This is a genomic window from Streptomyces zhaozhouensis (assembly GCF_900230195.1).
GTDB classification, from domain to species: Bacteria; Actinomycetota; Actinomycetes; order Streptomycetales; family Streptomycetaceae; genus Streptomyces; species Streptomyces zhaozhouensis.
This window is the reverse complement of sequence record NZ_OCNE01000008.1, coordinates 207,868-231,076: the sequence shown is the minus strand read 5'-3', so window position 1 is coordinate 231,076 and position 23,209 is coordinate 207,868. Positions and strand designations below refer to the sequence as shown.

23 protein-coding genes are annotated in these 23,209 nt (G+C 74.2%); 12 read left to right on the top strand and 11 right to left on the bottom strand.

Annotation, left to right across the window (positions count from 1 at the left end; translation table 11 throughout):
• Nucleotides 1-225: 225 nt before the first annotated feature.
• Genes CRP51_RS14175 through CRP51_RS14165 form a run of 3 tightly spaced genes read right to left on the bottom strand, consistent with a single transcriptional unit; the run spans nucleotide 226 to nucleotide 2,281 of the window.
• Nucleotides 226-828: a hypothetical protein gene (locus CRP51_RS14175; RefSeq protein ID WP_097231533.1), complete on the bottom strand. Its 603-nt coding sequence runs from the start codon at nucleotides 826-828 to the stop codon at nucleotides 226-228.
• Nucleotides 828-1,409 carry a hypothetical protein gene (locus CRP51_RS14170; RefSeq protein WP_097231532.1) on the bottom strand — a complete coding sequence of 194 codons (582 nt, stop codon included), beginning with the start codon at nucleotides 1,407-1,409 and terminating at the stop codon, nucleotides 828-830. The genes CRP51_RS14175 and CRP51_RS14170 overlap by 1 nt, the downstream gene beginning before the upstream one ends.
• A gap of 8 nt (nucleotides 1,410-1,417) precedes the next feature.
• On the bottom strand, nucleotides 1,418-2,281 hold the full coding sequence (locus CRP51_RS14165) for a hypothetical protein (protein ID WP_141514602.1): 864 nt from the start codon (nucleotides 2,279-2,281) through the stop codon (nucleotides 1,418-1,420).
• 693 nt (nucleotides 2,282-2,974) lie between these two features.
• On the opposite strand from CRP51_RS14165, the gene CRP51_RS29990 reads away from it, so the two are divergent.
• Entirely contained in the window at nucleotides 2,975-4,507 is a 1,533-nt protein-coding gene (locus CRP51_RS29990; protein ID WP_342749046.1) for a serine/threonine-protein kinase, read from the top strand.
• 50 nt (nucleotides 4,508-4,557) lie between these two features.
• Here CRP51_RS29990 and CRP51_RS14150 read toward each other — a convergent pair whose 3' ends face one another.
• Nucleotides 4,558-5,154: a TetR/AcrR family transcriptional regulator gene (locus CRP51_RS14150; protein WP_097231528.1), complete on the bottom strand. Its 597-nt coding sequence runs from the start codon at nucleotides 5,152-5,154 to the stop codon at nucleotides 4,558-4,560.
• A 95-nt stretch (nucleotides 5,155-5,249) separates the two neighbouring features.
• Here CRP51_RS14150 and CRP51_RS14145 point away from each other — a divergent pair, with 95 nt between their 5' ends.
• The 3 genes from CRP51_RS14145 to CRP51_RS14135 all read left to right on the top strand — a co-directional run bounded on the left by CRP51_RS14145 (nucleotide 5,250) and on the right by CRP51_RS14135 (nucleotide 7,823).
• Nucleotides 5,250-6,293: an NAD(P)-dependent alcohol dehydrogenase gene (locus tag CRP51_RS14145; RefSeq protein ID WP_097231527.1), complete on the top strand. Its 1,044-nt coding sequence runs from the start codon at nucleotides 5,250-5,252 to the stop codon at nucleotides 6,291-6,293.
• 63 nt (nucleotides 6,294-6,356) lie between these two features.
• The gene (locus CRP51_RS14140) at nucleotides 6,357-6,623 is read left to right on the top strand and encodes a hypothetical protein (protein ID WP_097231526.1); all 267 of its coding nucleotides are present in this window, start codon (nucleotides 6,357-6,359) and stop codon (nucleotides 6,621-6,623) included.
• Nucleotides 6,624-6,797: 174 nt separating this feature from the next.
• The gene (locus CRP51_RS14135) at nucleotides 6,798-7,823 is read left to right on the top strand and encodes a MerR family transcriptional regulator (RefSeq protein WP_141514601.1); all 1,026 of its coding nucleotides are present in this window, start codon (nucleotides 6,798-6,800) and stop codon (nucleotides 7,821-7,823) included.
• Between the two features lie 106 nt (nucleotides 7,824-7,929).
• Here CRP51_RS14135 and CRP51_RS14130 read toward each other — a convergent pair whose 3' ends face one another.
• Nucleotides 7,930-8,184: a hypothetical protein gene (locus tag CRP51_RS14130; RefSeq protein WP_097231524.1), complete on the bottom strand. Its 255-nt coding sequence runs from the start codon at nucleotides 8,182-8,184 to the stop codon at nucleotides 7,930-7,932.
• Between the two features lie 350 nt (nucleotides 8,185-8,534).
• Here CRP51_RS14130 and CRP51_RS14125 point away from each other — a divergent pair, with 350 nt between their 5' ends.
• The 3 genes from CRP51_RS14125 (at nucleotide 8,535) to kilB (ending at nucleotide 11,168) form a co-directional block, all read left to right on the top strand.
• A complete protein-coding gene (locus tag CRP51_RS14125; protein ID WP_097231551.1) occupies nucleotides 8,535-9,425 on the top strand; it encodes an NmrA/HSCARG family protein in 891 nt (296 codons plus the stop codon).
• A gap of 161 nt (nucleotides 9,426-9,586) precedes the next feature.
• Nucleotides 9,587-10,489 (top strand): TIGR03619 family F420-dependent LLM class oxidoreductase, encoded by a 903-nt coding sequence (locus CRP51_RS14120; RefSeq protein WP_097231523.1) that lies wholly within the window; start codon nucleotides 9,587-9,589, stop codon nucleotides 10,487-10,489.
• Nucleotides 10,490-10,667: 178 nt separating this feature from the next.
• Nucleotides 10,668-11,168 carry a plasmid transfer protein KilB gene (kilB, locus tag CRP51_RS14115; RefSeq protein ID WP_097231522.1) on the top strand — a complete coding sequence of 167 codons (501 nt, stop codon included), beginning with the start codon at nucleotides 10,668-10,670 and terminating at the stop codon, nucleotides 11,166-11,168.
• Nucleotides 11,169-11,430: 262 nt separating this feature from the next.
• On the opposite strand, the gene CRP51_RS29985 is transcribed toward kilB, so the two are convergent.
• The 3 genes from CRP51_RS29985 to CRP51_RS14100 all read right to left on the bottom strand — a co-directional run bounded on the left by CRP51_RS29985 (nucleotide 11,431) and on the right by CRP51_RS14100 (nucleotide 15,055).
• The gene (locus CRP51_RS29985; RefSeq protein WP_097231521.1) at nucleotides 11,431-12,684 is read right to left on the bottom strand and encodes an MFS transporter; all 1,254 of its coding nucleotides are present in this window, start codon (nucleotides 12,682-12,684) and stop codon (nucleotides 11,431-11,433) included.
• Between the two features lie 164 nt (nucleotides 12,685-12,848).
• Nucleotides 12,849-13,805, bottom strand: a complete 957-nt coding sequence (locus tag CRP51_RS14105; RefSeq protein ID WP_245880574.1) for a DMT family transporter — start codon at nucleotides 13,803-13,805, stop codon at nucleotides 12,849-12,851.
• Nucleotides 13,806-14,029: 224 nt separating this feature from the next.
• Nucleotides 14,030-15,055: a YeiH family protein gene (locus tag CRP51_RS14100; protein ID WP_097231520.1), complete on the bottom strand. Its 1,026-nt coding sequence runs from the start codon at nucleotides 15,053-15,055 to the stop codon at nucleotides 14,030-14,032.
• A 71-nt stretch (nucleotides 15,056-15,126) separates the two neighbouring features.
• Between CRP51_RS14100 and CRP51_RS14095 the strand changes: the two genes are divergently transcribed.
• Nucleotides 15,127-16,080, top strand: a complete 954-nt coding sequence (locus CRP51_RS14095; protein ID WP_097231519.1) for a LysR family transcriptional regulator — start codon at nucleotides 15,127-15,129, stop codon at nucleotides 16,078-16,080.
• A gap of 105 nt (nucleotides 16,081-16,185) precedes the next feature.
• Here the strand turns inward: CRP51_RS14095 and CRP51_RS14090 are convergent, their stop codons facing one another.
• The gene (locus CRP51_RS14090; RefSeq protein WP_097231518.1) at nucleotides 16,186-17,379 is read right to left on the bottom strand and encodes a cytochrome P450; all 1,194 of its coding nucleotides are present in this window, start codon (nucleotides 17,377-17,379) and stop codon (nucleotides 16,186-16,188) included.
• A gap of 497 nt (nucleotides 17,380-17,876) precedes the next feature.
• On the opposite strand from CRP51_RS14090, the gene CRP51_RS14085 reads away from it, so the two are divergent.
• Nucleotides 17,877-18,680, top strand: coding sequence for a MerR family transcriptional regulator (locus tag CRP51_RS14085; protein WP_097231517.1), 804 nt, complete (start codon nucleotides 17,877-17,879; stop codon nucleotides 18,678-18,680).
• Complete coding sequence (locus tag CRP51_RS14080; RefSeq protein ID WP_097231516.1) at nucleotides 18,677-19,678, top strand: BtrH N-terminal domain-containing protein; 1,002 nt, start codon at nucleotides 18,677-18,679, stop codon at nucleotides 19,676-19,678. The genes CRP51_RS14085 and CRP51_RS14080 overlap by 4 nt, the downstream gene beginning before the upstream one ends.
• Before the next feature lie 21 nt (nucleotides 19,679-19,699).
• Here the strand turns inward: CRP51_RS14080 and CRP51_RS14075 are convergent, their stop codons facing one another.
• On the bottom strand, nucleotides 19,700-20,737 hold the full coding sequence (locus CRP51_RS14075) for a methyltransferase domain-containing protein (protein WP_170970548.1): 1,038 nt from the start codon (nucleotides 20,735-20,737) through the stop codon (nucleotides 19,700-19,702).
• A 269-nt stretch (nucleotides 20,738-21,006) separates the two neighbouring features.
• Here CRP51_RS14075 and CRP51_RS14070 point away from each other — a divergent pair, with 269 nt between their 5' ends.
• The gene (locus tag CRP51_RS14070) at nucleotides 21,007-21,552 is read left to right on the top strand and encodes a GNAT family N-acetyltransferase (protein WP_097231514.1); all 546 of its coding nucleotides are present in this window, start codon (nucleotides 21,007-21,009) and stop codon (nucleotides 21,550-21,552) included.
• A 10-nt stretch (nucleotides 21,553-21,562) separates the two neighbouring features.
• Entirely contained in the window at nucleotides 21,563-22,369 is an 807-nt protein-coding gene (locus CRP51_RS14065; protein ID WP_097231513.1) for a class I SAM-dependent methyltransferase, read from the top strand.
• On the opposite strand, the gene CRP51_RS14060 is transcribed toward CRP51_RS14065, so the two are convergent.
• Nucleotides 22,359-23,105 carry a thioesterase II family protein gene (locus CRP51_RS14060; RefSeq protein ID WP_097231512.1) on the bottom strand — a complete coding sequence of 249 codons (747 nt, stop codon included), beginning with the start codon at nucleotides 23,103-23,105 and terminating at the stop codon, nucleotides 22,359-22,361. The two genes, CRP51_RS14065 and CRP51_RS14060, sit on opposite strands and share 11 nt — an antisense overlap.
• Nucleotides 23,106-23,209 lie beyond the last annotated feature (104 nt).

The window sequence follows — 23,209 nt, the reverse complement described above, 5'->3', positions numbered from 1 at the left end:
CGTCGTCGCTGTCGTTTCCGCTCTCGTTCTGGCACCCGCCCCCGCGGCCGCCGCTCCGGGGGGACACGGTCACTACCCCGCTCTCCGACCTGACCGCCGGAACAGACGCACCTTGGGCCAGTCGGCTTCGATGCTCGAGGGCGGCTCACGACCCAACCGTCCGGCGTCCGAGGGGCGTCTGTCCCTCTGCCGACCCGGCGGGAGCGACGGGCCCGGTCCTGCGGTTCAGGAAACCGGGTGCTTTTCGGCGAACGTGAGGGTGCGCAGCAGTTGGGTGACCGCCGGCATGTACTGCTCCCAGTGTCGGAGAGCCGGAGTGGTGAAGGTGACGGCTAGTAGGGCTTGTTCTGGCAGTGTGGGGTTCTCCGGTACCGGTATGAACGCTTGGAGTTCGGCGAAGGGGACCGGCCGTTCGCTGCCGGGGAGTTCGTAGACGCGGCCACCGACTACTACTGCGGCTGGCTGTCCGCAGGGTAGTGGTTGTACGCCGCCGGTCCAGTTCGGGCCTCGTTCTGCGACCAGGGCCTGCAGGGTGCCCTCCGCGGCGACCTGTGCGTCCGCGCCGTACGGGAAGCTCTGGGCTGTGACGAGCAGGGTCGCGGCTGAGGGTTCTTCGCTGATCAGGCCGAAGGCGGCCCCTGCGTACAGCGTGCCCATCCGGCTGAGGACCTGGGAGACGGCCTGGGTCCTCTCCACTGCTGCGGGGTCGGGGGCCGTGTGGCTCGGGTGTTCGACCGCTTGAGCGTTCGTGTAGGCCAGGGTCTCTTCGTGCGTCATGCCGGGCGGGATGCTGGTGAAGGCCGCGGGTACGTCGAACGTGACGTCCATCAGGCCCCCCTTGCGTCGTCGGGGGAGGGGTAGTAGCGCTGGGCTTCGAACCGTGCGAGAAGGGCTTGATGGCGAGCTTGTGTCCACCGCGACAGGCGACCGGTCAGCAGCGTTCCCGCCATCAGGCTGACAGAGAGGGCGCCCAGCGGGACGGCGAGTCCCAAGGTGTCCCGATTCAGCCACGTCATGATCAGCGTGAAGGCCGCGACGATCAGCATGACGACGACGAGCCGGACCTGGCCGTCGTACTCGAGTCTGTGCAGAGCCAGGCGCACCTCACCGGCCTTGGTGGGGTGCACCGTCTCCGGCTTGTCGTGCAGATGGGGTGGCCAGCAGACAGCCCACCAGGCGCCGGTGGTGCGGTACATGTACTGTGCCCACGCCGCACGTTGACGCGCCGTCTCGCTGTCGTCCCTCCGGAACACCAGGCGGTAGGCGACGTGCTGGCTGGTGGTCTTGACCTCGTCCACCGCATAGCCGAATTCGTGCGCTATCGAGACGACGAACCCCTGATTGAGTCGCACGGGGAACTCCACCCGAGGCGAGCCGTCGAAGCGCGCGACGATCTCGTGTTCCTGCATGATCGGACCTATCCCTCCCGTTCCGCCGCTGAGGTGCCGCCATCCCGCCAAGCGTTCTCGAATCCGACCCAGAGGGCGCCCGCGCCAGAGGGAAGGAACATCTGCCACTGTTGCCGCTGGTCACGCGGCTTGAGGAATCCCAGAGCGGACGGATCGCCGATCAGGCCGTCGAGACTGTCCCAGAAGGCCCCGGCGTTCAACTCCCCGCTGAGTGCGCTGTCTCCCAGCGCCGTTGCGATCCTTCCTCCTCCACCGACGAACTTCGCTAGTGGAAGGACTCCCAGTATGTCTTGGCCGAAGGTACGCAGCGGCACGTCTTCGCCCGCCGCCCACGCGGTCCCGTGAGCGACGAGCGCAAGGCCCGCGTAGCCGGCGGAGATGCCAGTCAGGGCTACGAAGGCCGGGGCCAGTATCGGGAGAAAAGGGGTGAGGAGGCCAGCGGCCATCGCTGCCGCCCCGAAGACGGCGCTGATCGCCGCGAGGACGTTGCCCACCGCGGCGATTCGTGAGGCGTTCTCCGCGACCCAGGAGCCGATGTCCTGGAGGATGCCGAGGGCGGCGGACGCGACGTCCTCGATGACGCCGCCCAGCCAGTCGCCGAGGCCGGAGAGCCAGCCGGGCTTGTTGGGGGCGACGTCCATGGCGTGGCCGAGGCGGTCGGCGACGCGGTTCCCGTGGTCGAGGTAGTCCTGTTCGAGGGCGCGGGCTTGTTGGCGTATGGCGTCGAGGTCCGCGGTGGCGCGTTCGAGGTCGACCTGGGCGCGCTGGGAGCGTTGGGCGAGGTCGTCGCGTTCCTCGCCTCGGGTCCCTCGGGGGCGGTGTTCTCCCTGTGGGTGGCCGCCGGGCCGCAGCGGTTGCCGTGCACGCCTCAACGCGGCCGCGGCGCCACCGGTTGTACGGCGAACGGGGTGGCCTCCTGCCCCGGGCTCCCCTCCTCCTCCCCCGTCGCCGCACCGGAAGGTGCGCGATCCGGAGGCGGAGGCTGACCAGCAGCGTGCCCTGCACCAACCCGGTCCGCCCCCGGGTCTCCTCGGGCGGGCCCAACACCTCCTCGACGCTCCACGGCCTGACCCGGTCGCGCGCTCCGCCACTCACCCGCTCGCACACCTGCCGCCGATCGAACTCGCGCCGCTACACCGCACCCGCTGCTGCCCGGCCGCGCCGGCGGCCAGCACGTGGGATACCACGTCCACCGCCCGGGGCCGGCCCGCGCGGGTGCGCTGGACGGACACCGCCCGAACGGCAAGCCGCACAGGATGAGTTGAGACAGGAGAGCTCCACACCACCAGGGCCGCCCACCGCCCACGACGCCGAAGCCGGGGGCGACACGTCGGCGGGGAACAGACCAAGCAGCGGACGCTCCGGCCGGCGGCGCGGTCCCCGCGGTGGATCGCCTTCGCCCGAGGCGCCGGTCTCCAGTGGAGGCCCCGCTTGCGATGGGCCGGTCCGACCGGCTCTGAAGGGGTGGGCCGGGGCGCGGGACGGGGCGGGGTCGGCGGTGGTTGAGTAGTCGCCGGGGCGGTTCAACTTGCCTACGTGGGTCTTGTTTCGGTGTCGGAGAAGGAGTGTCGGTGGAGCCGTTGCGCGCGGGGGATCCGGAACGGGTGGGTGGTTTCGTGTTGCGGGGCCGGCTGGGGGCCGGCGGGATGGGTGAGGTGTTCCTGGGGCGGTCTGCGGGAGGCCGGTCGGTGGCGGTGAAAGTGGTGTACCCGCACCTGGCCGGCCAACGGGAATTCCGGGCACGGTTCGCTCGGGAGGTAGCGGCAGCCGAGACGGTCAGCGGAACGTTCACCGCCCCGGTGGTGGCGGTCGGGCCGGAGGATGATCCGCCGTGGATCGCGACCGCCTACGTCCCCGGGCCGGACCTCGCCCTGGCCGTGGCCGAGACCGGTCCGTTGCCGGAGAGCGCGGTGTGGGGGCTGGCGGCCGGGCTGGTGGAGGCGTTGCAGGCCATCCACGCCAAGGGGTTGTTGCATCGGGATCTGAAGCCGTCGAACGTGCTGCTGGCCGCCGACGGGCCGCGGGTCATCGACTTCGGAATCGCCCGCACCCTGGAAGGCACCTCCCTGACCGGTACCGGGGCGGTGATCGGCACGCCCGGTTTCATGTCCCCCGAACAGGCCCAGGGTGGTCAGATCGGGCCGGCCAGCGACGTGTTCGCGTTGGGGGCGGTGATCGCCTACGCCGCGACGGGTCGTGAACCGTTCGGCGTCGGTGCTCCCCTGGCAGTCCTCCACCGTGTCCTCCACAACGAGCCCCGACTGGAGGCACTCGCGGGCCCACTCCATGCTGTGGTCGCCGCCTGCCTGGCCAAGAGCCCCGGTGCCCGGCCCTCTCTCCCCCAGCTGTTGACACAGATCACCGGGCACTGGGACCCGCCGGATGACGGCCTTACCGGCGCCTCGCTGTGGCCCACCAACGTGACCACCCTCATCCCACACCGCGCCACCACCCCCACCGCCCCCTACACCCGCCCCGCCAACCCACCACACGACACACCCACCACCGCGACGACAACACCCACCACAGAAGAACTCACCCACCGGTTCGAAGAGGCGCTACGCGCCGGTGAGGCGGGGAACCACGCCGAGGCGGCCCGCCTGTTCGCCCAACTCGCCGCAGACCAGGCACGCCTCCACGGCGACGACCACCCCCACACCCTCAACACCCGCTACCACCACGCCTGGTACACGGGCGACACGGGGGCGGACTCGGAAGCGGCGCGGCTGTTCGCCGAACTGGCCGCCGACCAGGCGCGCGTTCTGGGAGACGACCACCCCCACACCCTCAACGCGCGCCGTCTCCATGCCCATGTCCTGGGGCGGTCGGGCGAACACGCGCGGGCGGCCCGGCTGCTGGCCGGAGTCGTCGTGGACTACACGCGCGTGCTCGGCCTCCGTCATCGCCACGCCCTGACCGCCCGCCACAACCATGCCTTCGCGCTCGGGCGGGCCGGGGAGCACGCGGAGGCGGCCCGGCTCTTCGCCGGCCTCGTCGTGGACTACGCGCGGGTGCTCGGCGCCGACCATCCTCATGCCCGGTACGCGCGCGAGGCCCGGGACTGGAATCTGGAACGGTTGAGGAGGCGCGGGGACTGACCGGGTCGCGCCGGGCGTCGAGGGGTGGGGGTCGCGCGGGCGCCGGGGGTTCAGGGAGTGGGGTCGGGGGCGAGGGCGCGGTGGACGCAGTCGCGCAGGAGGGTGCGTCGGTGCTCGTGTGTGGGGGCGGGTTCCTGGGGGGAGGCGGCGTAGACGTTGCTGACCGGTGACCAGGCCATGGACATGGCGATGACCATGGCCATCACGTCGAAGGGGTTTCCTGGTCGGATGCGGCCGGCGGCCTGGGCTTGGGCGATGGCGCGGAGTTTGTGGTCGTCGTAGTGGTCGTGGTCCGCGACGAGGTGGCCGGTGGGGCGTCGTTCCAGGCGTGCCCAGGTCGCGAGCCGGATGAGGTCGGGGCGGCTGAGGTATTCGTCGTAGAGGCGTACGGCCCAGTCGGCGAGGTCGTTCGCGTCGATGGGGACGACGTTGGTGATGCGTTCCAGTGAGGCGAGGAAGATCGCGTCGAAGAGTTGTTCCTTGTTGCCGAAGTAGCCGTAGAGCTGGGCTTTGTTGGTGCGGGCGGCGGTGGTGATGCGTTCGACGCGTGCGCCGGCGATGCCGTACTGGGCGAATTCCCGGGTGGCGGCGTCGAGGATGCGTTGGTAGGTCGCGGCGCCGCGGCTGCTTGATGGCTGGTCGGGCATTCTCCGCAGGGTAACAGACCGACGGGTCTGTTTGCCTTGCGCCCGCCGGTGCCCTACCGTCAAACAGACCGAACAGTCTGTCTAAGGAGAGAGCGATGCGTTCCACGACCGGTTGGCAGGCGGACAGCGCGACGCGGACCCTGCGCCGGGCGGTGCTGGAGCGTCGGGACCTGCGCGCGGACGATGTCGCGGTGCGCGTCGACTTCTGCGGCGTCTGCCACACGGATCTCCACGCGCTGCGGACGTACGGGGGCGACGCGCACGGTGTGCTGGTACCGGGACACGAGTTCACCGGCGTGGTCACCGAGGTCGGCGGCGCGGTCTCCGGCTTCTCCCCCGGCGACGCCGTGGCCGTCGGCAACATCGTCGACTCCTGCGGCGTCTGCCGCATGTGCCGGGTCGGCCAGGAGAACTTCTGCCGTGAGTTCCCGACGTTGACCTACGGCGGAGTCGACCGGCGGGACGGGGGGACCACGTTGGGCGGGTACTCCCGCGAGTATGTCGTGCGCGACGGCTTCGTCTATCACCTCCCCCCGGGGCTCGACCCGGCCGGCGCGGCTCCCCTGCTCTGTGCCGGTGTCACCGTCTGGGAGCCGCTGCGGGCGCTCGGGGTGGGGCCGGGCAGTACCGTCGCGGTCGCCGGGCTGGGCGGGCTGGGGCATCTCGCGGTCAAGATGGCGACCGCGCTCGGTGCCGCGACCTCCGTTCTCAGCCGGGACCCGGACAAGGCCGACGAGGCGCGCGGTCTCGGGGCGCGGGAGTTCGTGGTCTCCACCGACTCCCGGCGGATGGAGGCGGTCCGCGACCGGTTCGACGTGGTCATCGACACCATTTCCGCCCCTCACGATCTGGCTCCGTATCTGCGCGTGGTCGCCATGGACGGCACGCTCAGCCACCTCGGTCATCTCGGGCCGGTCACCGTGGAGACCATGGACCTGCTCGTCGGCCGCAAGAGGCTCAGCTCCGGCGGCAGTGGTGGTCGTCCGTCCACGGCCGCCATGCTGCGTTTCTGTGCCGCGCACGGCATCACCGCCGACATCGAGCTGCTGCCGTCGTCTGAGGTGAACCGGGCTCTCGAACGGCTGGGGCGGAACGACGTCCGCTACCGTTTCGTGCTCGACATGTCGGATCTGGACTGACGGCGGGAGCGTCGGCCGACGCCGCCCTGACGGGCGGCGGCCGGTGTGCGTGATCATGGGGGTATGACAGAGAAGACTTTCCCCGCCCCTTCCGACTCGTCCGTGCGGGAGCCGCTTTCCGGCTCGCTCGTCCCGGCGCTGAGTGATCTCGCCATCGTCACGGTCAGTGTCCTCGGTGTCGCGGTCGTGGTCAGGAAGGTGGCCCACACCTATCTGACGCAGCGTGCGGAGACGCGGCGGGCGGAGATTGCCGCCCGCGCGCAGGTGGAGGTCGCGCGTATCCAGCAGGGCGCTTCGGCTTCTCCCCCGCCGGACGAGTCCGCCGCCTGATCCGGGGCGCGCGCGTCGTTTCCCCGGGGCGGCGGCGTGGCCCTTCGTGCCGTTGTTCCGTCGCCCGGTGCGGGGCCGCGTCCCCGCGCCGGGCGGGGCGGCGTTCGGTGCGGGGCCGTGGGGCCGTCGGTGGGGGCTTGCGTCTCATGTGGGTTGAGACCGCACAGTGGCGTGGTGGACGACGAGATGATGTACCCGATCGGGGATGTGGCGCGCCGTACCGGGCTGAGTGTCAGCGCCATCCGTTTCTACGCGGATGCCGGGGTGGTGGAGCCGTCCGGGCACACGGGCGCCGGTTACCGGCTGTATGACATCGAGGCTGTCGCGCGGCTGGAGATGGTGCGCACGCTGCGGGAGTTGGGCGCCGGTCTGGCGGAGATCCGGCGGCTGCTGGACGGGCGGACGACGTTGCGCGAGCTGGCCTCGGCGCACCTGGATGTGGTGGAGCGTGAGGCGTCGCGGTTGCGGGCGCGTCGTGCGGTGCTGCGGGCGCTTGTCCGGGGGCCGGGGGGTGTGGAGCAGGCGGCGCTGGTGCACCGGTTGGTGTCGCTCTCGGACGAGGAGCGGGAGCGGCTGGTCGAGGAGTTCTGGGCGGATGTCAGTGAGGGGTTGGAGGAGAACCCGCGGTTTGTCGCGGATCTCAACGCGGTGGCGCCGCGTCTTCCTGACGAGCCGACGCCGGAGCAGTTGGACGCGTGGATCGAGTTGGCGACGCTGGTGAGCGATCCCGAGGTGCGGCGTGCGGTGCGGGAGGACCTGAACGCGCGGTTCGCCGACGGGGTCGGGCAGTTGCTGGTGTCGCCTGCCGCGTGGGAGTCGTACGCGCGGGCGGAGCCGCTGCTGCGGGACGCCGTCGCCGCGCAGCAGGCCGGTGTGGACCCGGACTCGGCGTGTGGCCGGGAGTTGGGCGAGCGGTATCTGCGGTGGTTGGGCGGGATGTTCGGCACCGCGTTCGAGGGGGTGGGGTCGCGGCGGGAGGTGGCGGAGGGGCTGTCGCGGCTGGAGCCGGAGGTGCTCGCCGACATGGAGCGGGAGGCGCGGGGGCACGCGGACGGTGACCCGTACGAGCGGTACCGCTATCTGGTGCAGGTGGTCGAGGGGACGTTGGAGGCGCATCACGCCGAACTCGCCGGCTACGCGGCCGCGTTCACCTGGTTGGCGCGCGCGCTGGATCCGGGTGGTGTCGGGGGGCGGGGGTGAGTGGTCGCGGGGTGTGGGCGGGCGGGAGGTGACGGCACCGCGTCCTGTGCCCCGTTCGCCGGTGGGGGACGCGGTGTCGTCGCTCGTCGTTCGTGGGGCGGGGTGGTCAGGTGGCGAGTTGGCCTCGGTAGCCGACGGGGCCCTCGCCGGGGAAGCGGGCCGTGCCCTGGAAGGTGTTGCCGTCGTCGAAGAAGGTGACCGAGGCGTCTCCCTGGTCGCCGCTCCAGGTGACCGTGGTGCCGGTCGAGGGCGCGCCGTCCTCGGGAACGACGTCGCCCCGGTTGGTGATGCTGATGCTGAGGGGTTCGTCGGCCTGCCAGCCTCCGCCGCCGGTGTGGATCTCCGTGTGGTAGGTGGCCATGTGGTGTGTCCTGCCTTTCGTGTCGCGCCGGTTCGTCCGTGCGGGCCGCTGCGCCGCTGGCCGCTGCGCGAGGACAGAGGTGCCCGCGTCGCCGTGGCGCATTCGCGCGGCGGGTGGGGTGGTTTCGTAAACCACCCGGGAGGTGGGTGGGTGGGTGACGGGGTGTCGCGGGCGCTCCCGGCGGTCGGGCGGTGCGGGGGCTCGGGTTGTGGGGGCTCGGGCTGTGAGGGCTCGGGTTGTGGGAGCTGTGCGGTGGCGGGGGTGGAGGGGCGGGGGTACGCCGCTTCGCGGGGTGGGCCCGGCCCGGCGGGCGCGGAATAGGGAGGGTTCGCGGGGTGGTTGCGAGCGGCATGAACACTTCTGACAGGACCGTTGTCGTGCTGGGTGCCACCGGGCAGCAGGGAGGGGCGGTCGCCGCGGCGCTGCGCGCCGGGGGCTGGGCGGTGCGGGCGGTGGTGCGGGATCCGGCCGGTGCGCGGGCTCGGGCGTTGTCGGCCGCCGGTGTGGAGGTCGTGCGGGGTGATCTCGGCGACGCGGGGTCGCTGCGGGCGGCTTTCTCGGGTGCGTACGGCGTCTTCAGCGTGCAGCCGAGCGCGGGGCAGCCGGGTTCCGGGGTGTCCGTGGAGGAGGAGTTCCGGTTCGGGACGCGGGTCGTCGAGATCGCCGAGCGGTCCGGGGTGGCTCATCTTGTCTACAGTTCGACGGTGGCGGCGGGGCCGACGGAGACGGGGGTCGCCCATCTCGACGTGAAGAGCCGTGTCGAGGAGCGGGTCCGCGCGTCGGACGTCGCCGCGACGATCGTCCGGCCGGCCACGTTCATGGAGATCCTGACGCTTCCGGGGGCGGGGCCCGGGCGAGAGCTGTCCTTTCTGATGCGGCCCGACCAGGCCATGCAGTTCATCGCGGTGCGCGACATCGGGCGGGTCGTGGCGGGGGTCCTCGCCGCTCCGGACCGGTACGCGGGTCGGACGAGGGAGATCGCCGGGGACGCGCTCACCGGGAGGGCGCTGGCCGAGGCGCTGACGCGGGCCGCTGGCCGGCCGATCGGTTACGGCCGGCTGCCGGACGCGGTGTTGGAGGGGGACGAGGTCCTCGGTAGGACGGCCGCGCTGGTCGACAGCGGCAGGCTGGTGGGGCACGCGGATCTCGACGCGTTGCGGGCGGAGTTCCCGTTTCTGCTGCGGTTCGACCAGTGGCTGGCCGGTCCGGGGGCCGGCCTGGTGCGGGAGGCGTCGCGCTGAGCCGGGCGCGCCCCTGGTGACCGCCTGAACCGCCTGTGGTGTGGCGGGTGTTGGGGGCGGTGGGGGCGGTGGGCCGCTTGTAGGGTGAGGTTCCGGTTGGGCGAAGGTCGGCTCGGCCGGAGCCCGGGCCTCCCCCGCAGTGTCACAGCGTGAAGGACGTCATGAAGATAGGTTTCGCTCTCCCGCAGTTCCACCACCAGGCGTACGGTGTCGCGCGGACGGCCGCGTTCGCCTCCGCGATCGAGGAGGCGGGGGGCGCCAGCTTGTGGGTGGGTGACCGGAACCTGGCGGCGGTGCGGCCCCGGGTGGGTTACGGGGGGCAGGGCGACACCATTCCGGAGGAGTTGAATCCGGCCGCTGACCCGTTCGTTCTGCTCTCCGTTGCCGCGTCGGCGACGCGTCGGGTGCTGCTGGGTTCGCATGTGCTTGTCGCCCCGCTCTATCCGCCCGTGCAGCTGGCCCGGTCGCTGACGACGATCGACCTGATCAGCGGTGGGCGGCTGCTGCCGGGGTTCGGGGTCGGCTGGTCGCCCGAGGAGTACCAGGCGGCCGGGCTGGACTTCACGCGGCGCGGGGCCCGTATGGAGGAGCTGCTCGACGCGCTGGAGGCCGTGTGGACGACGGATCCCGCCCGGTACGAGGGGGCGCAGATCTCCGTGCCGGAGCATCACGCGCCGTTGAAGCCGGCGCGGCGGCCGAGGCCCCCGTTCTATCTGGGGGCCATGTCGGAGCGGGCGTTGCGTCGGGTCGCGCGGCGGGGGGACGGCTGGTTGCCGCTGGTCGTGGTGCCGAGTTATGTCGATGTCGACGGGCTGGTGGCGCAGCGCGCGCGGCTTGAGGAGTGGGCGCGGGAGGAGGGGCGGGACCCGGGGGCGATCGACACGGTGCTGCGGGTGAACATCGACGCCGGTACGAGCACGGCGCGGGTCGCCGACGCGATCAGGGAGATCCACGAGCGGACGGGCATCGAGCACTTCATGGTCGACTCGATGTACGACGTGGAGACGGTGGACGGCTCCGTGGAGCACGCCCGTGAGGTGCTGCGGCTGGTGGCGCGGGGCTGAGCGGGGGCGTCGCGGCGGGGGTCGTCCGTCCGGGCGGCCCCCGTCGGCGTCTTCCGCGTCGGGTCGTGGGGGTGGCCTCGGGTGTCGTCGAGGGGCGGGCGGCGGTGTTCCTTCGTGTCGGGCGGGCGGTGGCGTGAAAGGTGAGGTCGGTGGGGGCAGGGCGTGCTTCGCTGGGGGGATGGAAGCTGTGGCCACTGGTCTCATAGCCGTGCTCGGCACGTTGCTGGGCTCGTCGGTGACGTATCTGTTCCAGCGGCGTGCGGCGTTGCGCGCCGAGCGGTTCACCCGCGGTGAGCGGCTGCGGGAGGAGCGCATCGACGCGTACTGCGCGTACGGGGGTGCGCTGGCGAACTACCGTCGTGGGCAGTTGGACCAGTGGTTCGCGCGGCACGAGGGCCGTGGGGGCGAGGAGGCGCAGGAGCTGCGTCGGGAGACGCAGCGGCTGCGGACGGCCGCCATGGAGGCGATGTTCCGGGCCGAGTTGCTGACGGACGCGGCGGATCTGGAGGATCTGGCCCGGAAGGCGCTCAAGGAGATCGACCGTATTCCGACGGCGCGGTCGCGGGAGGAGTTGAAGGGCGCCCGGGATGTCTCGCGGTCCGCCATCTACGCGTTCGTCGCGGCCTCCCGGCGGCACGTTCCCGGGTTGGGCGGCGTCCCGCCACGGGGCGTTTCCTGAGGGTGGGGCGGCGTGGGTGCCGTCCACGGCGTCCGTGCGGCGTCCGGCGTCGAGGGGTGGCCGGGAGAGGGAAGTGAACGGGGCGGGGTGGGGGTGGTTTTCGGCCGCGCTCACGCACCGGGGCGGCGGACTGTCCGGGTCCGCCGTGGCGTGGGCCGTCTCAGCGGGGGTGCCCACCTGGGTGGGTGGGGGCGGCGGACGGCATTCCGCTCGTCGGTGTGCTCCCGGCCGTGGGGTCGCGTGGGGCAGCCGGGTCCGGCGGTCAGGGGCCGGGCTGGTCGCAGTCCTCGTCGGCCGGGGTGCTCGGGCGGCCGCCGATCGGGGGTGTCGTCGACGGGGCGGGGCGGGGGGTGGTGAGGAGGACGGCGAGGGTGGCGGCGCCCATGACGGCGGACAGGGTGGCGAAGCCGGTCGCGAAGGTCGCGGTCTGGGCGGCGAGGCCGAGGGCGAGGGAGCCGAGGCCGGTGCCGGAGTCGTAGCCGATGTTCCAGGCGACGGACGTGGTGTGCCGGTTGTCGGGTCCTGCCTGGCGGAAGGCCTGCACGAGGGTGACGCTCTGCAGCCCGCCGTAGGCCGCTCCGAGGAGGAGTGCTCCGGCGAGCAGGGCGGGGGCGGTGGCCGGTGCGGCGACGCCGGCGGCGGTCAGGGCGAGTCCGGCGCAGGCGGCGAGCAGGAGGGCGACGCCGATCGGCCGGGGTGGGACGCGGTCGGCGAGGATGCCGCAGGCCCAGCGGCCGGCGGCGGCCGTGGCGGTGAGGGTCAGCAGGCAGGCGGCCGCCGTGGTGGGGTCGGGGGTGAACTGCGGGGCGAAGGTGAGGACGGCGCCGCCGCCTGCGGTGACGAGCAGCAGCACGCACAGCGGCTGGCGGATGCGCCGCAGCACGGTGGGGGTGGGCGTGGCGCGGGGGGCGCCGTCCCGGGGGGTGTGGCTGGCGTCGTGGGCGGCGACGGCGCGGCCGAGGGCGGGGGTGAGGGGAAGCGCGAGAACGGGCAGGGCCCCGCAGGCGATGATGGCGGGGAGGGCGAACGTGTCGACCAGCCACGGCGCGGCCGGGGTGAGGACGACCTGCGGCAGGGCGATGGCGAGGCCGTAGACGCCTATGGCGGCGCCCTGCCGGCCGCGGGGGGCGAGCGCGGCGACGGCGGTGGAGCCGCAGACGGTGAGGATGCCGAAGCCGGCGCCGCGCAGCGCCGTGGTCGCCAGGATCGCGGGCAGCGTGTCGCTGAGGGCCTGGAGGGGGGCGGGCAGTCCGAGGAGCAGCGCGCCCAGGGTGAGGGTGCGGGGCCAGCCGACGCGGCGCAGTACGGCCCTGACGCGGAGTTGGGAGAGGACGGTGGCGGCCATGAGGACGGCGGTGACGAGGCCGGCGCCGAACTCGTCGGCGCCTCCGGCGACGGCCCAGGTCGGGGAGACGGGAAGCAGCAGGGCGAAGCCGGAGAAGCAGCAGAGGACCACGGCCAGCAGGTGGGTCATGCCGGGGGCGCGGAGGACGGATGCGTCGGGGGGTGCGGCCATGCGTCGGGGCGTCCTCGGTCAGGTCGTGCGCCGTCGTGGGGCGCGGTGCGCCGTCGTGGGCGCCGGGGCGTTCGTGCGTTCGCTCTCCGATGGTAGGGGCGGGCGCCGGCGCGGGGTGGCGGGGGTTCGGCCCGCCCCCGCGCCGGCGGCGCGGGGGCGCGGGGTCAGTCGCGTCGCCGCGGTCGGGACGCGGCGGCGAGGGTGGTGATCGAGGTGAGGAGGATCGCGGTGCCGGCGACGGTCGCCGAGGTGAGCCGTTCGCCGAGGAGCGCGACGGCCAGGACCGCGGCGCTGACGGGTTCGAGCAGCATCATCACGGCGGCGGTGGCGGCCGGGACGGCGGCGACGCCGGCGAAGTACAGCGGGTAGGCCACGGCGGTGGTGACGGTGGCCAGGTAGAGCAGCACGAGCGCGGCCTCGGCGCGGTGGTCGCCGTGCGGGACGGGGCCCTCGGCCCAGGCGGGGAGGAGCAGTGCGGCGGCGCCGACGAGGAAGGACCACAGGGTGAGGGCGAGGGGGTCCTCGCCGGTGCCGTGGCGGCCGGTGCGGCGGCCCAGCACGTGGGAGAGGGTGTAGCCGGTGGCGGAGAGCAGCGAGGCGGCGACGCCGGCGGGCCGCACGACGCCCGGTTCGTTGCCGAGGACGAGGACGGCGAGGCCCGTGAGGGCGCCGGCGAGCGCCCACAGCCCGCCGCGTCCGACGCGTTCGCCGAGGAAGAGGCGTCCGGCGGCGGCGGTGAGCACGGGGGCGGCGCCGAGGGTCACGACGGTGCTGACGGCGAGGCCGGTGGCCTGGACGGAGACGAAGTACGCGCTCTGGAAGACGGCCAGGCCGAGTCCGGTGCCCAGGAGCAGCGGGGCGCGGCGGCGCGCGGGGGCGGGGGTGTGGACGGGGCGTCGGCGGGTGCGGGTGAGCGCCCATGCCGGCAGCAGGAGTGCCGCGCCGGCCAGGAAGCGCCAGAACGACAGGGCCAGGGGCCCCATGTCGCCGGTGCGGTAGAGGAGTTCCGCGGCGGCGCCGGTCGTTCCCCAGGCGAGGCCGGCGAAGGCGAGGAGCGCGAAGCCGCGCCGCGGCGGGCGGGGCGTCGTCGGGGCAGGGGTGGGTGCGACGGTTCTCGACACAGAAGGTTCTCCAGAGGAAGCGGAGGAACGTGGTGCTTCTGTGCGGGCACGCCCGTGGCGCGCGGCGCGGACGGTGTCCGGCGCGCGGGTTTCGCGGTGGCCCGCTAGCGGGCCAGTGGCGGGGAGAGAACCGTGTGCGGCATGGGGTCACTCTAACGGCCGTCTCGCGGCGCGTGGTCGGGGCCCCGGCGGGGTGTTCCGGGGGTGGGGTGGCGGGGTGGGGCTCAGGTCGCCAGGGTGACGCCGAGGAGGGCGGTGGCGAGGACGAGCAGGGTGGACAGGGCGGCGAGGAGGAAGGGGCGGGGGCCGACGCGGGCCAGCTCGCCCAGGTGGACGCCGCAGCCGAGGGCGAACATGGCGGCGGTCAGCAGCGCGCTCTGGAGGAACGCGCCGGCGTCGAGGACCGGCGCGGGGAGCGGGACGAGGGAACGCAGCAGCACCGCCGCCAGGAAGCCGACGACGAAGAGCGGGACGGGAGGCGGGCGCCGCGCCGCCGGGGCCGGGTGCCCGGGGGCCCCGGCCGCCGTGGCGGGGGTGCGGGAGCGGTGGTGGAAGGCGAGGAGGGCGACGGCGGGGGCGAGCAGCAGCACGCGGGCCAGCTTGGCGAGGACCGCCGCGGTCAGGGCGTCGTCGCCGAGGACGCCGCCGACCGCGACGACTTGGGCGACCTCGTGGACGGAGCCGCCGGCCCACAGTCCCGCGGTCCGGGGGGCCAGGCCCAGCGCTCCGGCGGCGAGCGGGAGGAGGGGGATCAGCGCCGTGCCGAAGACGACGACGAGGGCGACGGCCGTGACGGTGTCCCGTTCGCTCCGCTCGTCGCGGTCGAGGGCGCCGGCGGCGCCCGCGACGGCGGCGGCGCCGCACAGGGAGAAGCCGCAGGCGATCAGCAGCGTCAGGCGGTGGGGCACGGCCAGCAGGCGGCCCAGCAGCACGGTGCCGAGCAGGCCGACGGCGACGGTGGCGGTGAGGGCCGCGAGGACGGGGGCGCCGAGTGCGGCGATGTCGGAGAGCGCCAGGCGCAGTCCGAGGAGGACGATGCCGGCGCGCAGCAGGTTCCGCGCGCAGAAGGCGAGGCCCGGCGCGAGGCGGGCCGGCGGGCGGACGATGTGGGCCAGGGCGGCGCCCAGCGCGATGGCCAGGAGCAGGGGGCTCGCGCCGGGGGCGAGAAGGCCCAGTCCATGGCAGGCGGCGGCGGCCGCGCCGGCGAGGGCGACACCGGGCAGGAGGGAGGACGGGGACGGGGGCGCCATGCCGGCCACCGTCGCAGGGGCGGTCGGGCGCCGGTAGCCGGCGATCCGCTACCGGGTCATATCATCGCGATATGGCTGCTCACCGCTCCCCCGCCGACGTGCCGAGGCTGCCGGACCTCCAGGCGTTGGCGCTGTTCGTGGCGGTGGTCGACGAGGGCAGCCTGGGGGCGGCGGCGCGGAAGCTGGGGCTGCACCAGCCGAACGCCAGCCGTCTGATCGCGCGGTTGGAGGCGGAGGCGCGGGAGCCGCTGCTGGAGCGTCATCCGCGCGGGTCGCGGCCGACGTCGGCCGGGTTGCTGTGCGCGGCGCATGCGCGGGAGTTGCTGGAATCGGCGCGGGAGTTCGACGCGTGGTTCCGGCACGGGCGGGACGGTGACGTCGTGCCGCTCGGGGTGGGGGCGAGCATGACGATCGCGGAGAACCTGCTGCCGGCGTGGCTGGCGGAGTTGCGGCGGCGCAGCCCGCGGGTGCGTGTGGAGCCGCGGGTGGACAACTCCTCGCGGGTGCTGGAGGCGGTGCGGGAGGGCGCGCTGCGGCTGGGGTTCGTGGAGACGCCGCGCGTTCCGCCGTCGTTTCACGCGCGGGTGGTGCGGGAGGACGAGCTGGCCGTGGTGGTCGCGCCCGGGCATCCGTGGGCCGCGCGGCGGGGCCCGGTGAGCCTGGCGGAGGTGGCGGCGACGCCGCTGGTGGTGCGGGAGGGCGGGTCGGGGACGCGGGAGGCGTTCGAGGAGCTGGTGGGCGGCGCGGAGTTGGCGCCCCCGGCGCAGGTGCTGCACAGCAACGCGGCGGTGCGGGTCGCGCTCGCGTCGGGTGCGGGGCCGGCGGTGCTGAGCGCGTTGGCGGTGGCCGCGCAGGTGGAGTCGGGTGAGTTGACGCGGGTGCCGCTGGCGGGTGCCCCGCCGCGGCGGCCGCTGACGGCGGTGTGGCGGGGGCCGAGGCGGCTGTCGGGGGCGGCGGCCGAACTGGTCGCGGTCGCCGCGGGGGCGCGGGGCGCGCCGGGGGCGGTGACCGCCGGCGCGGGGTGACGCGCCGGCGGCTTCTCCCGGGTCGGGTGTCTTGCGGGGGTGGTGCGGCGGGCGTGCGCGGCGGGGATGGCGCGGCGGGCGGTGGGCCGGCCCGGCGCCGCCCGGTCACCAGGTGACGGGAAGCCGGGTGAGGCCGTTGACCATGCTGCCGCGCCGCCATTCCAGCTCGTCCGGGGGGACGGCGAGCGCGAGCCCGGGAAGCCGGTCGAGCAGCACCCGCAGCGACTCCTGGAGTTCGACGCGGGCCAGGTGGGCGCCCACGCAGAAGTGCGGGCCCTTGCCGAACGCCAGATGGGGGCCGGCCGGCCGGTCCACGAGCAGCGCGTCGGGCTCGGTGAACGCCTCCGGGTCGCGGTTGGCCGAGCCGAGGACGCCGATGACCGGCTCGCCCGCGCGGACGGTGACCCCGCCGAGCGCGACGTCCTCGACGGCGTAGCGGGCGAACGAGAAGCCGCTGAGGATGGGGACGAAGCGCAGCAGCTCCTCGACGGCGCCCGGCACCAGGTCGGGCTTGAGCCGCAGGAGCGCCAACTGCTCGGGGTGGCTCAGCAGGGTGGCGAGGAAGTTGGCGATCTGGTGGGAGGTGGTCGCGAACCCGGCGTTCAGCAGGTCGGCGGCGACCGCGAACATCTCCTCCTCCGTGATCTGCCCCTCCTCGTCGCACGCCCGCACCAGGGTGCTGAGCATGTCCTCGCGCGGCCGGGCACGGCGTTCGGCGACCATGCCGCCCATGTAGGCGAAGAAGTCCCGCACCGCGGCGAGCACGGTGTCGCCCGGCAGGTCGTTGGCGAAGATGGTCTCCGCCCAGGTCCAGAACCGGTCGTGGTCCTCGGCGGGCGCGCCGATGATCTCGCAGATCACGGTGGTCGGCACGGGGATGGCGAACTCGGCCAGGAGGTCCGCCGGTTGACCGCCCGCCAGCATGGCGTCCACGCGGGCCTCGGCGACCTCCCGCACCCGGCCGCGGATCCGCTCCATCCGGCGGGCGCTGAAGTCGCGGCCGACGACGGACCGCAGACGGGTGTGGTCGGGCGGGTCCATGGAGAACAGGCCCCTGGCGGCGCGGGCCCCCTCCCGCATCCGGGGCTGGTCGCGGTCGACGGCGGCGGCGATGGAGAACCGCGGGTCGGACATCACGAGTTGGACGTCGGCGTAGCGGGTGGCCAGCCAGGCGTCGTCGCCGTGCGGCAGCCGGACCCGGCCGAGGGGGGCGCCGCGCAGCTCGGCGTAGGAGGGGTGGAGGGTGAAGCCGTGGTTGGTGGGGAAGGGGCAGGGCCCCTGCTCCTGAGGTCCGGGCACGCTGATCGCTGGCCTTCCTGAGCGGAAACGGCTGTCCGTGGGAGTCCGGCCACGCCGGGCCGGCCCTCAGTATCGGTGGCCCGGGGGGCGGTGGGGCGGCGCACCGGGCCGGGATCACCCCATCGAGCGGTGCCGCGGCCGCACGGTGACGCGGGGTCGTGCCGCGCGCGTCGGGCCCCGCGCGGGGCGTTTCCCCGGTGCGGGGGAAGGCGTTGACGACGGCGTCCACGCGGGCGTCGCCGCACGCGCCGAAGAGGCCGCGCCGGCGGCCGGCGCACCCGCCTCGGTCAGCAGCGGGCCGGTGGCCTTCCGTTGGGGCGGCGCCGGCCAGGAGGGCAGCGGCCCTCTTGCAGGACCGCGAAAAAGACAACGGGGCGGGGGCGGCGCTGTCCCGGGCTGTCCAGGGGGCGGGCGGCCGGGGTGGGGCGCCGTGGGAGCCGGTCGGCGCGCGGCCGGGTGCTGGACTCTCCCACGGGGGGAGGGTTCACGATGGTCGCGTGCGAGATGACCTTCTGACGATCGGGCGCTTCGCCCGCCTGTGCCGGCTGAGCGTGAAGCGCCTGCGGCACTACGACGAGGTGGGGCTGCTGGCCCCGCTGCGGGTGGACGCGCGGTCCGGGTACCGGTACTACGCGCCGGAGCAGGCGCGGGACGCGTTGACCGTGGCGCTGCTGCGGGACGCGGGGCTGCCGTTGGCGGCGATCCGCGACGCGCTGGCGGCCGGGCCGGACGCGCGGGCGCGGCTGCTGCGGGAGGAGCGGGAGCGGCTTGCGGCCCGGATGCGGCGGGACGCGGAACGGTGGGAGATGGTGGACCGGCTGGCGCGGGAGGGGCTGGACGGGTACGAGGTGTCGGTGGGCCCGGAGCCCGGGCTCCGGCTGGGGGTGGTGCGCTCGGCGGGGGGCGGCGGCGCGGTCGGGGACCGGGTCGGGGGGTGTGTGGTGCGGCTGTTGGCGGCGTTGGACGGGGCGGGTGCCGGGTGGGAGCCGCCGCTGTGGGGGCTGTATCCGCTGGATCCGGACGAGGGGATGGAGGTCGCGGTGGGGGCCGGGTCGCCGTCCGTGGAGGTGGCCGGGCTGGAGCGGGTGGCGGTGCCGGCCGGGCGTGCGGCGGTGACGACGCACGTGGGGCCGTACGGGCAACTGCCGCTCGCCTACCACGCGTTGTTCGGCGAGGTCTACGCGCGCGGGCTGCGGCCGCGCGGCCCGGTGCGGGAGGGGTACGTGGTGGGTCCGGGCGCGGCCGCGCCGGAGGGCTGGGTGACGCGGCTGGTGGTCGCGGTCGAGGAGGGCGGGAAGTGAGCGCGCGGGTCGGGGTGGAGGCGCGGGGCGGGCTGCACTGCGAGACGTCGACGCTGGGGGTGCTGGCGCGGCACCGGGGGGTGGGGCTGTCGGAGCCGATGCTCTTCGGGCTGGGCGCGGGGCTGTCCTTCGTGTACTGGGACGCCAAGGCGATGGACTTCCCGTTTCTCGGGGGCCGGGTGCGGCCGTTCGAGGTGACGCGTGTCCTCGCCGCGCGCCTCGGGTGGGGGCTTCGGGTGTGGGAGACGGCGTCCCCGCGCCGGGCGTGGGAGAACGTGGCGGGGGTGCTGGAGGCGGGTGATCCGGTGGGGTTGCAACTGGACAGCTCCCGGCTGGAGTACTTCTCGTCGCGGGTGCCGTTCGCCGGGCACGTCGTCGCGTTGTACGGGCATGACGGGCGGGACGCGTTCCTGGTGGACACCGGGCAGCAGGGCGGGGCGGTCTCGACGAGCCTGGCGAGTCTGGCGGAGGCGCGGGCGGCGCGGGGCCCGATGTCGGCGCGGCACCGGTCGTTCGCGCTCGACGTTCCCGAGGGGTTCTCCGCGTCGCCACAGCGGCTTCGCGGCGCGGTCCTCGACGCGATCGTGGCGTGCGCGGAGGCGTTCCTGCGTCCGCCGATCGCCAATCTGGGGTGCCGGGGGATCGAGAAGGCGGGCCGGTTGGCGCCTGGCTGGTGGGAGCGGGCGCGGGAGCCGGGGTGTGATCTGCCGTTGGCGGCGTCGTTGATGGAACGGGGCGGCACCGGTGGCGCGTTGTTCCGCAACCTGTACCGCGATTTTCTGGCCGAGTGCGCGGAGTTCGTGGACGACGGGGCGCTGCGCGCGGGGCATCGGGGGTACGCGGAGGCGGCGGTGCTGTGGTCGGAGGTGGCGGCGGCGCTGGCGCGGGCCGGGGAGACGGGTGACCGGGGCGCGTTGGTGCGGGCGGGCGCGGTGTTGGGCGAGGTCGCGCGGGTGGAGCGGGAGGCGATGGGGGCGTTGCGCGGTCTGGGAGGGTGAGGGGCGCCGCTCCCCCGCCGGCTACGGGGCGCCCTGGGCGCGGGGCTTGTGCCGGCGGCGGGCGGCGCGGGTGCGTTCGACGACGAAGACGCCGGGGTGCAGGCCACCGGTGGAGACGGTGACCTCGCGCAGCAGCCGCACGTTGCGGGTGGCCTCGACGGAGGCGCGCAGCAGTCGTTTGTCCTCGGTGAGCAGCACGGCGCGGCCCTCGGTGGTGAGCACGCGCTCCACCTCGCCGAGGAAGCGGGGGTAGAGCCGCTGGTTGGTGGCGTGCGAGCCGACCCGCTTGCCGAAGGGGAGGTTGGCCAGGACGCGGTCGACGGCGCGGTCGCGGGCGGGCAGCGCGGCGGCGTCGGCGCGCAGCAGGGTGCCGGTGGGGAAGAGCGGGGCGTTGCCCCGGGCGGCGGCGAGCGCGTCGGTGGAGATGTCGGAGCCGACGAGGGTCAGGTCGCGTCCGGTGTGGGCGGCCTCGACGAGCAGGGTGCCGGCGCCGCAGAACGGGTCCCAGACGACATCGCCTTCGCGCGGCTTGAGCAGCCGCACGAGCAGGGCGGCGACGACCGGGTTGGTGGAGGCGGGAATGCGCCGCATTTCGGGGAAACGCCGCGAGAAATACAGCGCGCCGATCTGGGCGAGCAGCAGCTTTCCGCGGCGGACGATATTGATCTGCCAGTCGCGGGGGGCGTTCCGCCATTTCAGTCCGGATTCGATCGCGTGGCGGAGGGTGGCCCTGTCGGGCAGCGCGTCGACGCGGAAACGGATCGGCTCGTCGTCCCGCGCCAGAAGCCCGATGACGCCGCTCTCACGGGAGGCGCGCAGGGCCGCGACGGCGTCGGCGTGGTCGTCCTCGCCTCCTTCCCAAGGGCCGAGGACGACGGAGAACGCCGAGTACAGGCGGAGTTCGGCCAGCGGGCGCAGGGGACCTTCCAGGCTGGCGACGACGGAGTCGGGGTAGGTGAGGGAGATCGAGGGGAGGGTGGGCTTCCCGATGTCGTGGCACTCCTGGAGCAGTCGCTCGGCCACTCCGGAAACCCCCTCCAGATGAATGGAGTCCGTCACCGCAACATCGAGCCTGAAATCAGGAACCACAGTCATCCAAACCGAGAAAACACCGACAGCGCCGAAGAGTTGACCCTACCACGGGCAATAGGCGTCGAAAGAAACGCGGGCGGCGGAATGGCGTCGGGTGGAATGCGCCGCTGCCGGCCACCGGTCGGGGTGGCGGCCTGGCGGCCCGGGGCCTGTCGGCGGGCCGCCGGCCTCGCCCGGGGAGGGCCCGGCGGAGAAGTCGCTGGCGGGGAACGGGATGCTCGTGGTGTGCTGCGCGGATGTACGTGGTGCGGAGACTGACGGCGGAGCACGCGGCGGCGGTGCTGGCGTTCGAGCGGGAGAACCGGGCGTTCTTCGCCGCTTCGGTGGGCGACCGGGGGGACGCGTACTTCGCGTCGTTCGAGGAGCGGCATCGCGCGTTGCTGGCGTACCAGGACGCGGGGACGGACCACTTCCACGTGGTGCTCGACCGGGCGGGGGCCGTGCTGGCCCGGGTCAACCTGATGGACGTGGCGGACGGTTCGGCGACGCTGGGCTACCGGGTGGCGGAGGCGGCGACCGGGCGCGGGGTGGCGACGCGCGCGGCGCGTGAGGTGTGCCGGCGGGCGGGCGCGGAGTACGGGCTGACCGAGCTGCGGGCGGTGGCGGCGTGGGAGAACGTGGCGTCGCGGCGGGTGTTGGCGCGCGTCGGTTTCGAGGAGACGGGCCCGACGCTGGTGAGCGGCCGGCCGGGGCTGGCTTTCCGGCGGGTGCTGGAGGGCGCGACGGGCGCCGCCGGTGTCGACGGCGATAACGGGGTGCGGGGCGCGGCGCGGCGTGGCTAACTTCCGTGCCATGGACGAGGACGAGTGGCTGCGGCTGAATCGTGAGAACTGGGACGACCGGGTGCGGGTGCACGCGGACAGCGCGTTCTACGACCTGCCGGGGTTCCGGGCCGGTGCCGACCCGCTGCGGCCGGTCGAGGTGGCGGAGGTGGGGGACGTGGCGGGGCTGCGGCTGCTGCACCTCCAGTGCCACATGGGTCAGGACACCCTGGCGTGGGCGCGGCGCGGCGCCGAGGTAGCGGGGGTGGACTTCTCGGCGGAGGCGGTCCGGGTGGCGCGCGGGCTGGCCGAGGAGGCGGGTCTGGCGGGGCGGGCGCGGTTCGTGGTGTCGGACGTGTACGCGGCGCGGGAGGCGTTGGAGGGGGAACGCTTCGACGTGGTGTACACGGGCGGCGGGTCGCTGGTGTGGCTGCCGGATCTGACGCGGTGGGCGGCGGTGGTCGCGGACTCGCTGCGGCCGGGCGGCTTCCTGTACCTGGCGGAGTTCCACCCGGTGACGGACATGCTGGACGAGGCCGGTGAGCGGGTGGCGTACGACTACTTCGACACGGCGCCGGGGCGCGAGGATCATCCGTACACCTACACGGACGGGCCGGAGTTGGAGCGGACGGTCTCGGTGCAGTGGCGGCATCCGCTGGGCGAGGTGGTCTCGGCGCTGGCGGGCGCGGGGCTGCGCATCGTGTTCCTGCGGGAGCGGCCGACGACGATGTTCCAGCGGTTCACGTCGTTGGAGCGCGGCGCCGCCGGGGAGTTCGCGTTCCCGGCGGGCCGGCCCTCGGTGCCGTTGATGTACGCGGTGCGGGCGGTCAGGGAGTGACCGTGGCGAGGTGGTCGCGGAGCGCGGCGATGACGGCGGGCGCCTGGTCGTTGAGGTAGAAGTGGCCGCCGGTGAAGGTGGTGAGGCGGAAGTCGCCGGTGGTGGTCAGCTTCCAGTCGCGCGCCTCGTCGAGGGTGGCCAGGGGGTCGTCGTCGCCGACGAGGGTGAGCAGCGGGCAGTCGAGGAGGGGCCCGTCGGCGTGGCGGTAGGTCTCCACGGCCTCGTAGTCGGCGCGGATGGCCGGCAGGACCATGGCCTGGATCTCGGGGTCGTCCAGCAGCTGTATCTCGGTGCCGCCGAGGCGGCGTATCTCGGCCAGGACGCCGGCGTCGTCGCGGCGGTGGACGTTCTCCTCGCGGTGGCGGCTGGGCGCGCGGCGGCCGGAGACGACCAGGGTCACCGGCGGGGTGCCGGCCTTGGTCAGGAGCCGGGCGGTCTCGTAGGCGACGCTGGCGCCCAGGCTGTGGCCGAAGAGGGCCAGCGGGCGGTCGGTGTGGGGCGCCAGCGCCTCGGCGACGCCTTCGGCGAGGGCGTCGACGGTGCGCAGCGGCGGCTCGGCGCGGCGGTTCTGCCGGCCGGGGTATTGGATGGCCAGCACCTCGGCGGCGGGGCGGAGCGCCGCCGAGACGGGGTGGAAGTAGCTGGCGGAACCGCCTGCGTGCGGCAGGCAGACGAGGCGGACGGGCGCCTCGGGCTGCGGGTGGAATCGTTGGACCCATGCGCTGGTGGTGGCCACCGCGTCCCCCTGTTTCGGTGTGGTGTGGCGGCGCGACGCCGGGCTGGTGCGTCGGGCCTCGTACCCCCGTACGTTAGATGCTCGCCGGGTGCGGCCGCCAGCCC

Bases quoted from the DNA above. Each gene is read 5' to 3' on its own strand.
- CRP51_RS14140 (WP_097231526.1), top strand. From the start codon at position 6,357: ATGACAGAGAAGACTTTCCCCGCCCCTTCCGACTCGTCCGTGCGGGAG.
- CRP51_RS14120 (WP_097231523.1), top strand. From the start codon at position 9,587: ATGAAGATAGGTTTCGCTCTCCCGCAGTTCCACCACCAGGCGTACGGT.
- CRP51_RS14175 (WP_097231533.1), bottom strand. From the start codon at position 828: ATGGACGTCACGTTCGACGTACCCGCGGCCTTCACCAGCATCCCGCCC.
- CRP51_RS14130 (WP_097231524.1), bottom strand. From the start codon at position 8,184: ATGGCCACCTACCACACGGAGATCCACACCGGCGGCGGAGGCTGGCAG.
- CRP51_RS14095 (WP_097231519.1), top strand. From the start codon at position 15,127: ATGGCTGCTCACCGCTCCCCCGCCGACGTGCCGAGGCTGCCGGACCTC.
- CRP51_RS14070 (WP_097231514.1), top strand. From the start codon at position 21,007: ATGTACGTGGTGCGGAGACTGACGGCGGAGCACGCGGCGGCGGTGCTG.
- kilB (WP_097231522.1), top strand. From the start codon at position 10,668: ATGGAAGCTGTGGCCACTGGTCTCATAGCCGTGCTCGGCACGTTGCTG.
- CRP51_RS14125 (WP_097231551.1), top strand. From the start codon at position 8,535: ATGAACACTTCTGACAGGACCGTTGTCGTGCTGGGTGCCACCGGGCAG.
- CRP51_RS14100 (WP_097231520.1), bottom strand. From the start codon at position 15,055: ATGGCGCCCCCGTCCCCGTCCTCCCTCCTGCCCGGTGTCGCCCTCGCC.
- CRP51_RS14065 (WP_097231513.1), top strand. From the start codon at position 21,563: ATGGACGAGGACGAGTGGCTGCGGCTGAATCGTGAGAACTGGGACGAC.
- CRP51_RS29985 (WP_097231521.1), bottom strand. From the start codon at position 12,684: ATGGCCGCACCCCCCGACGCATCCGTCCTCCGCGCCCCCGGCATGACC.
- CRP51_RS14150 (WP_097231528.1), bottom strand. From the start codon at position 5,154: ATGCCCGACCAGCCATCAAGCAGCCGCGGCGCCGCGACCTACCAACGC.
- CRP51_RS14145 (WP_097231527.1), top strand. From the start codon at position 5,250: ATGCGTTCCACGACCGGTTGGCAGGCGGACAGCGCGACGCGGACCCTG.
- CRP51_RS14170 (WP_097231532.1), bottom strand. From the start codon at position 1,409: ATGCAGGAACACGAGATCGTCGCGCGCTTCGACGGCTCGCCTCGGGTG.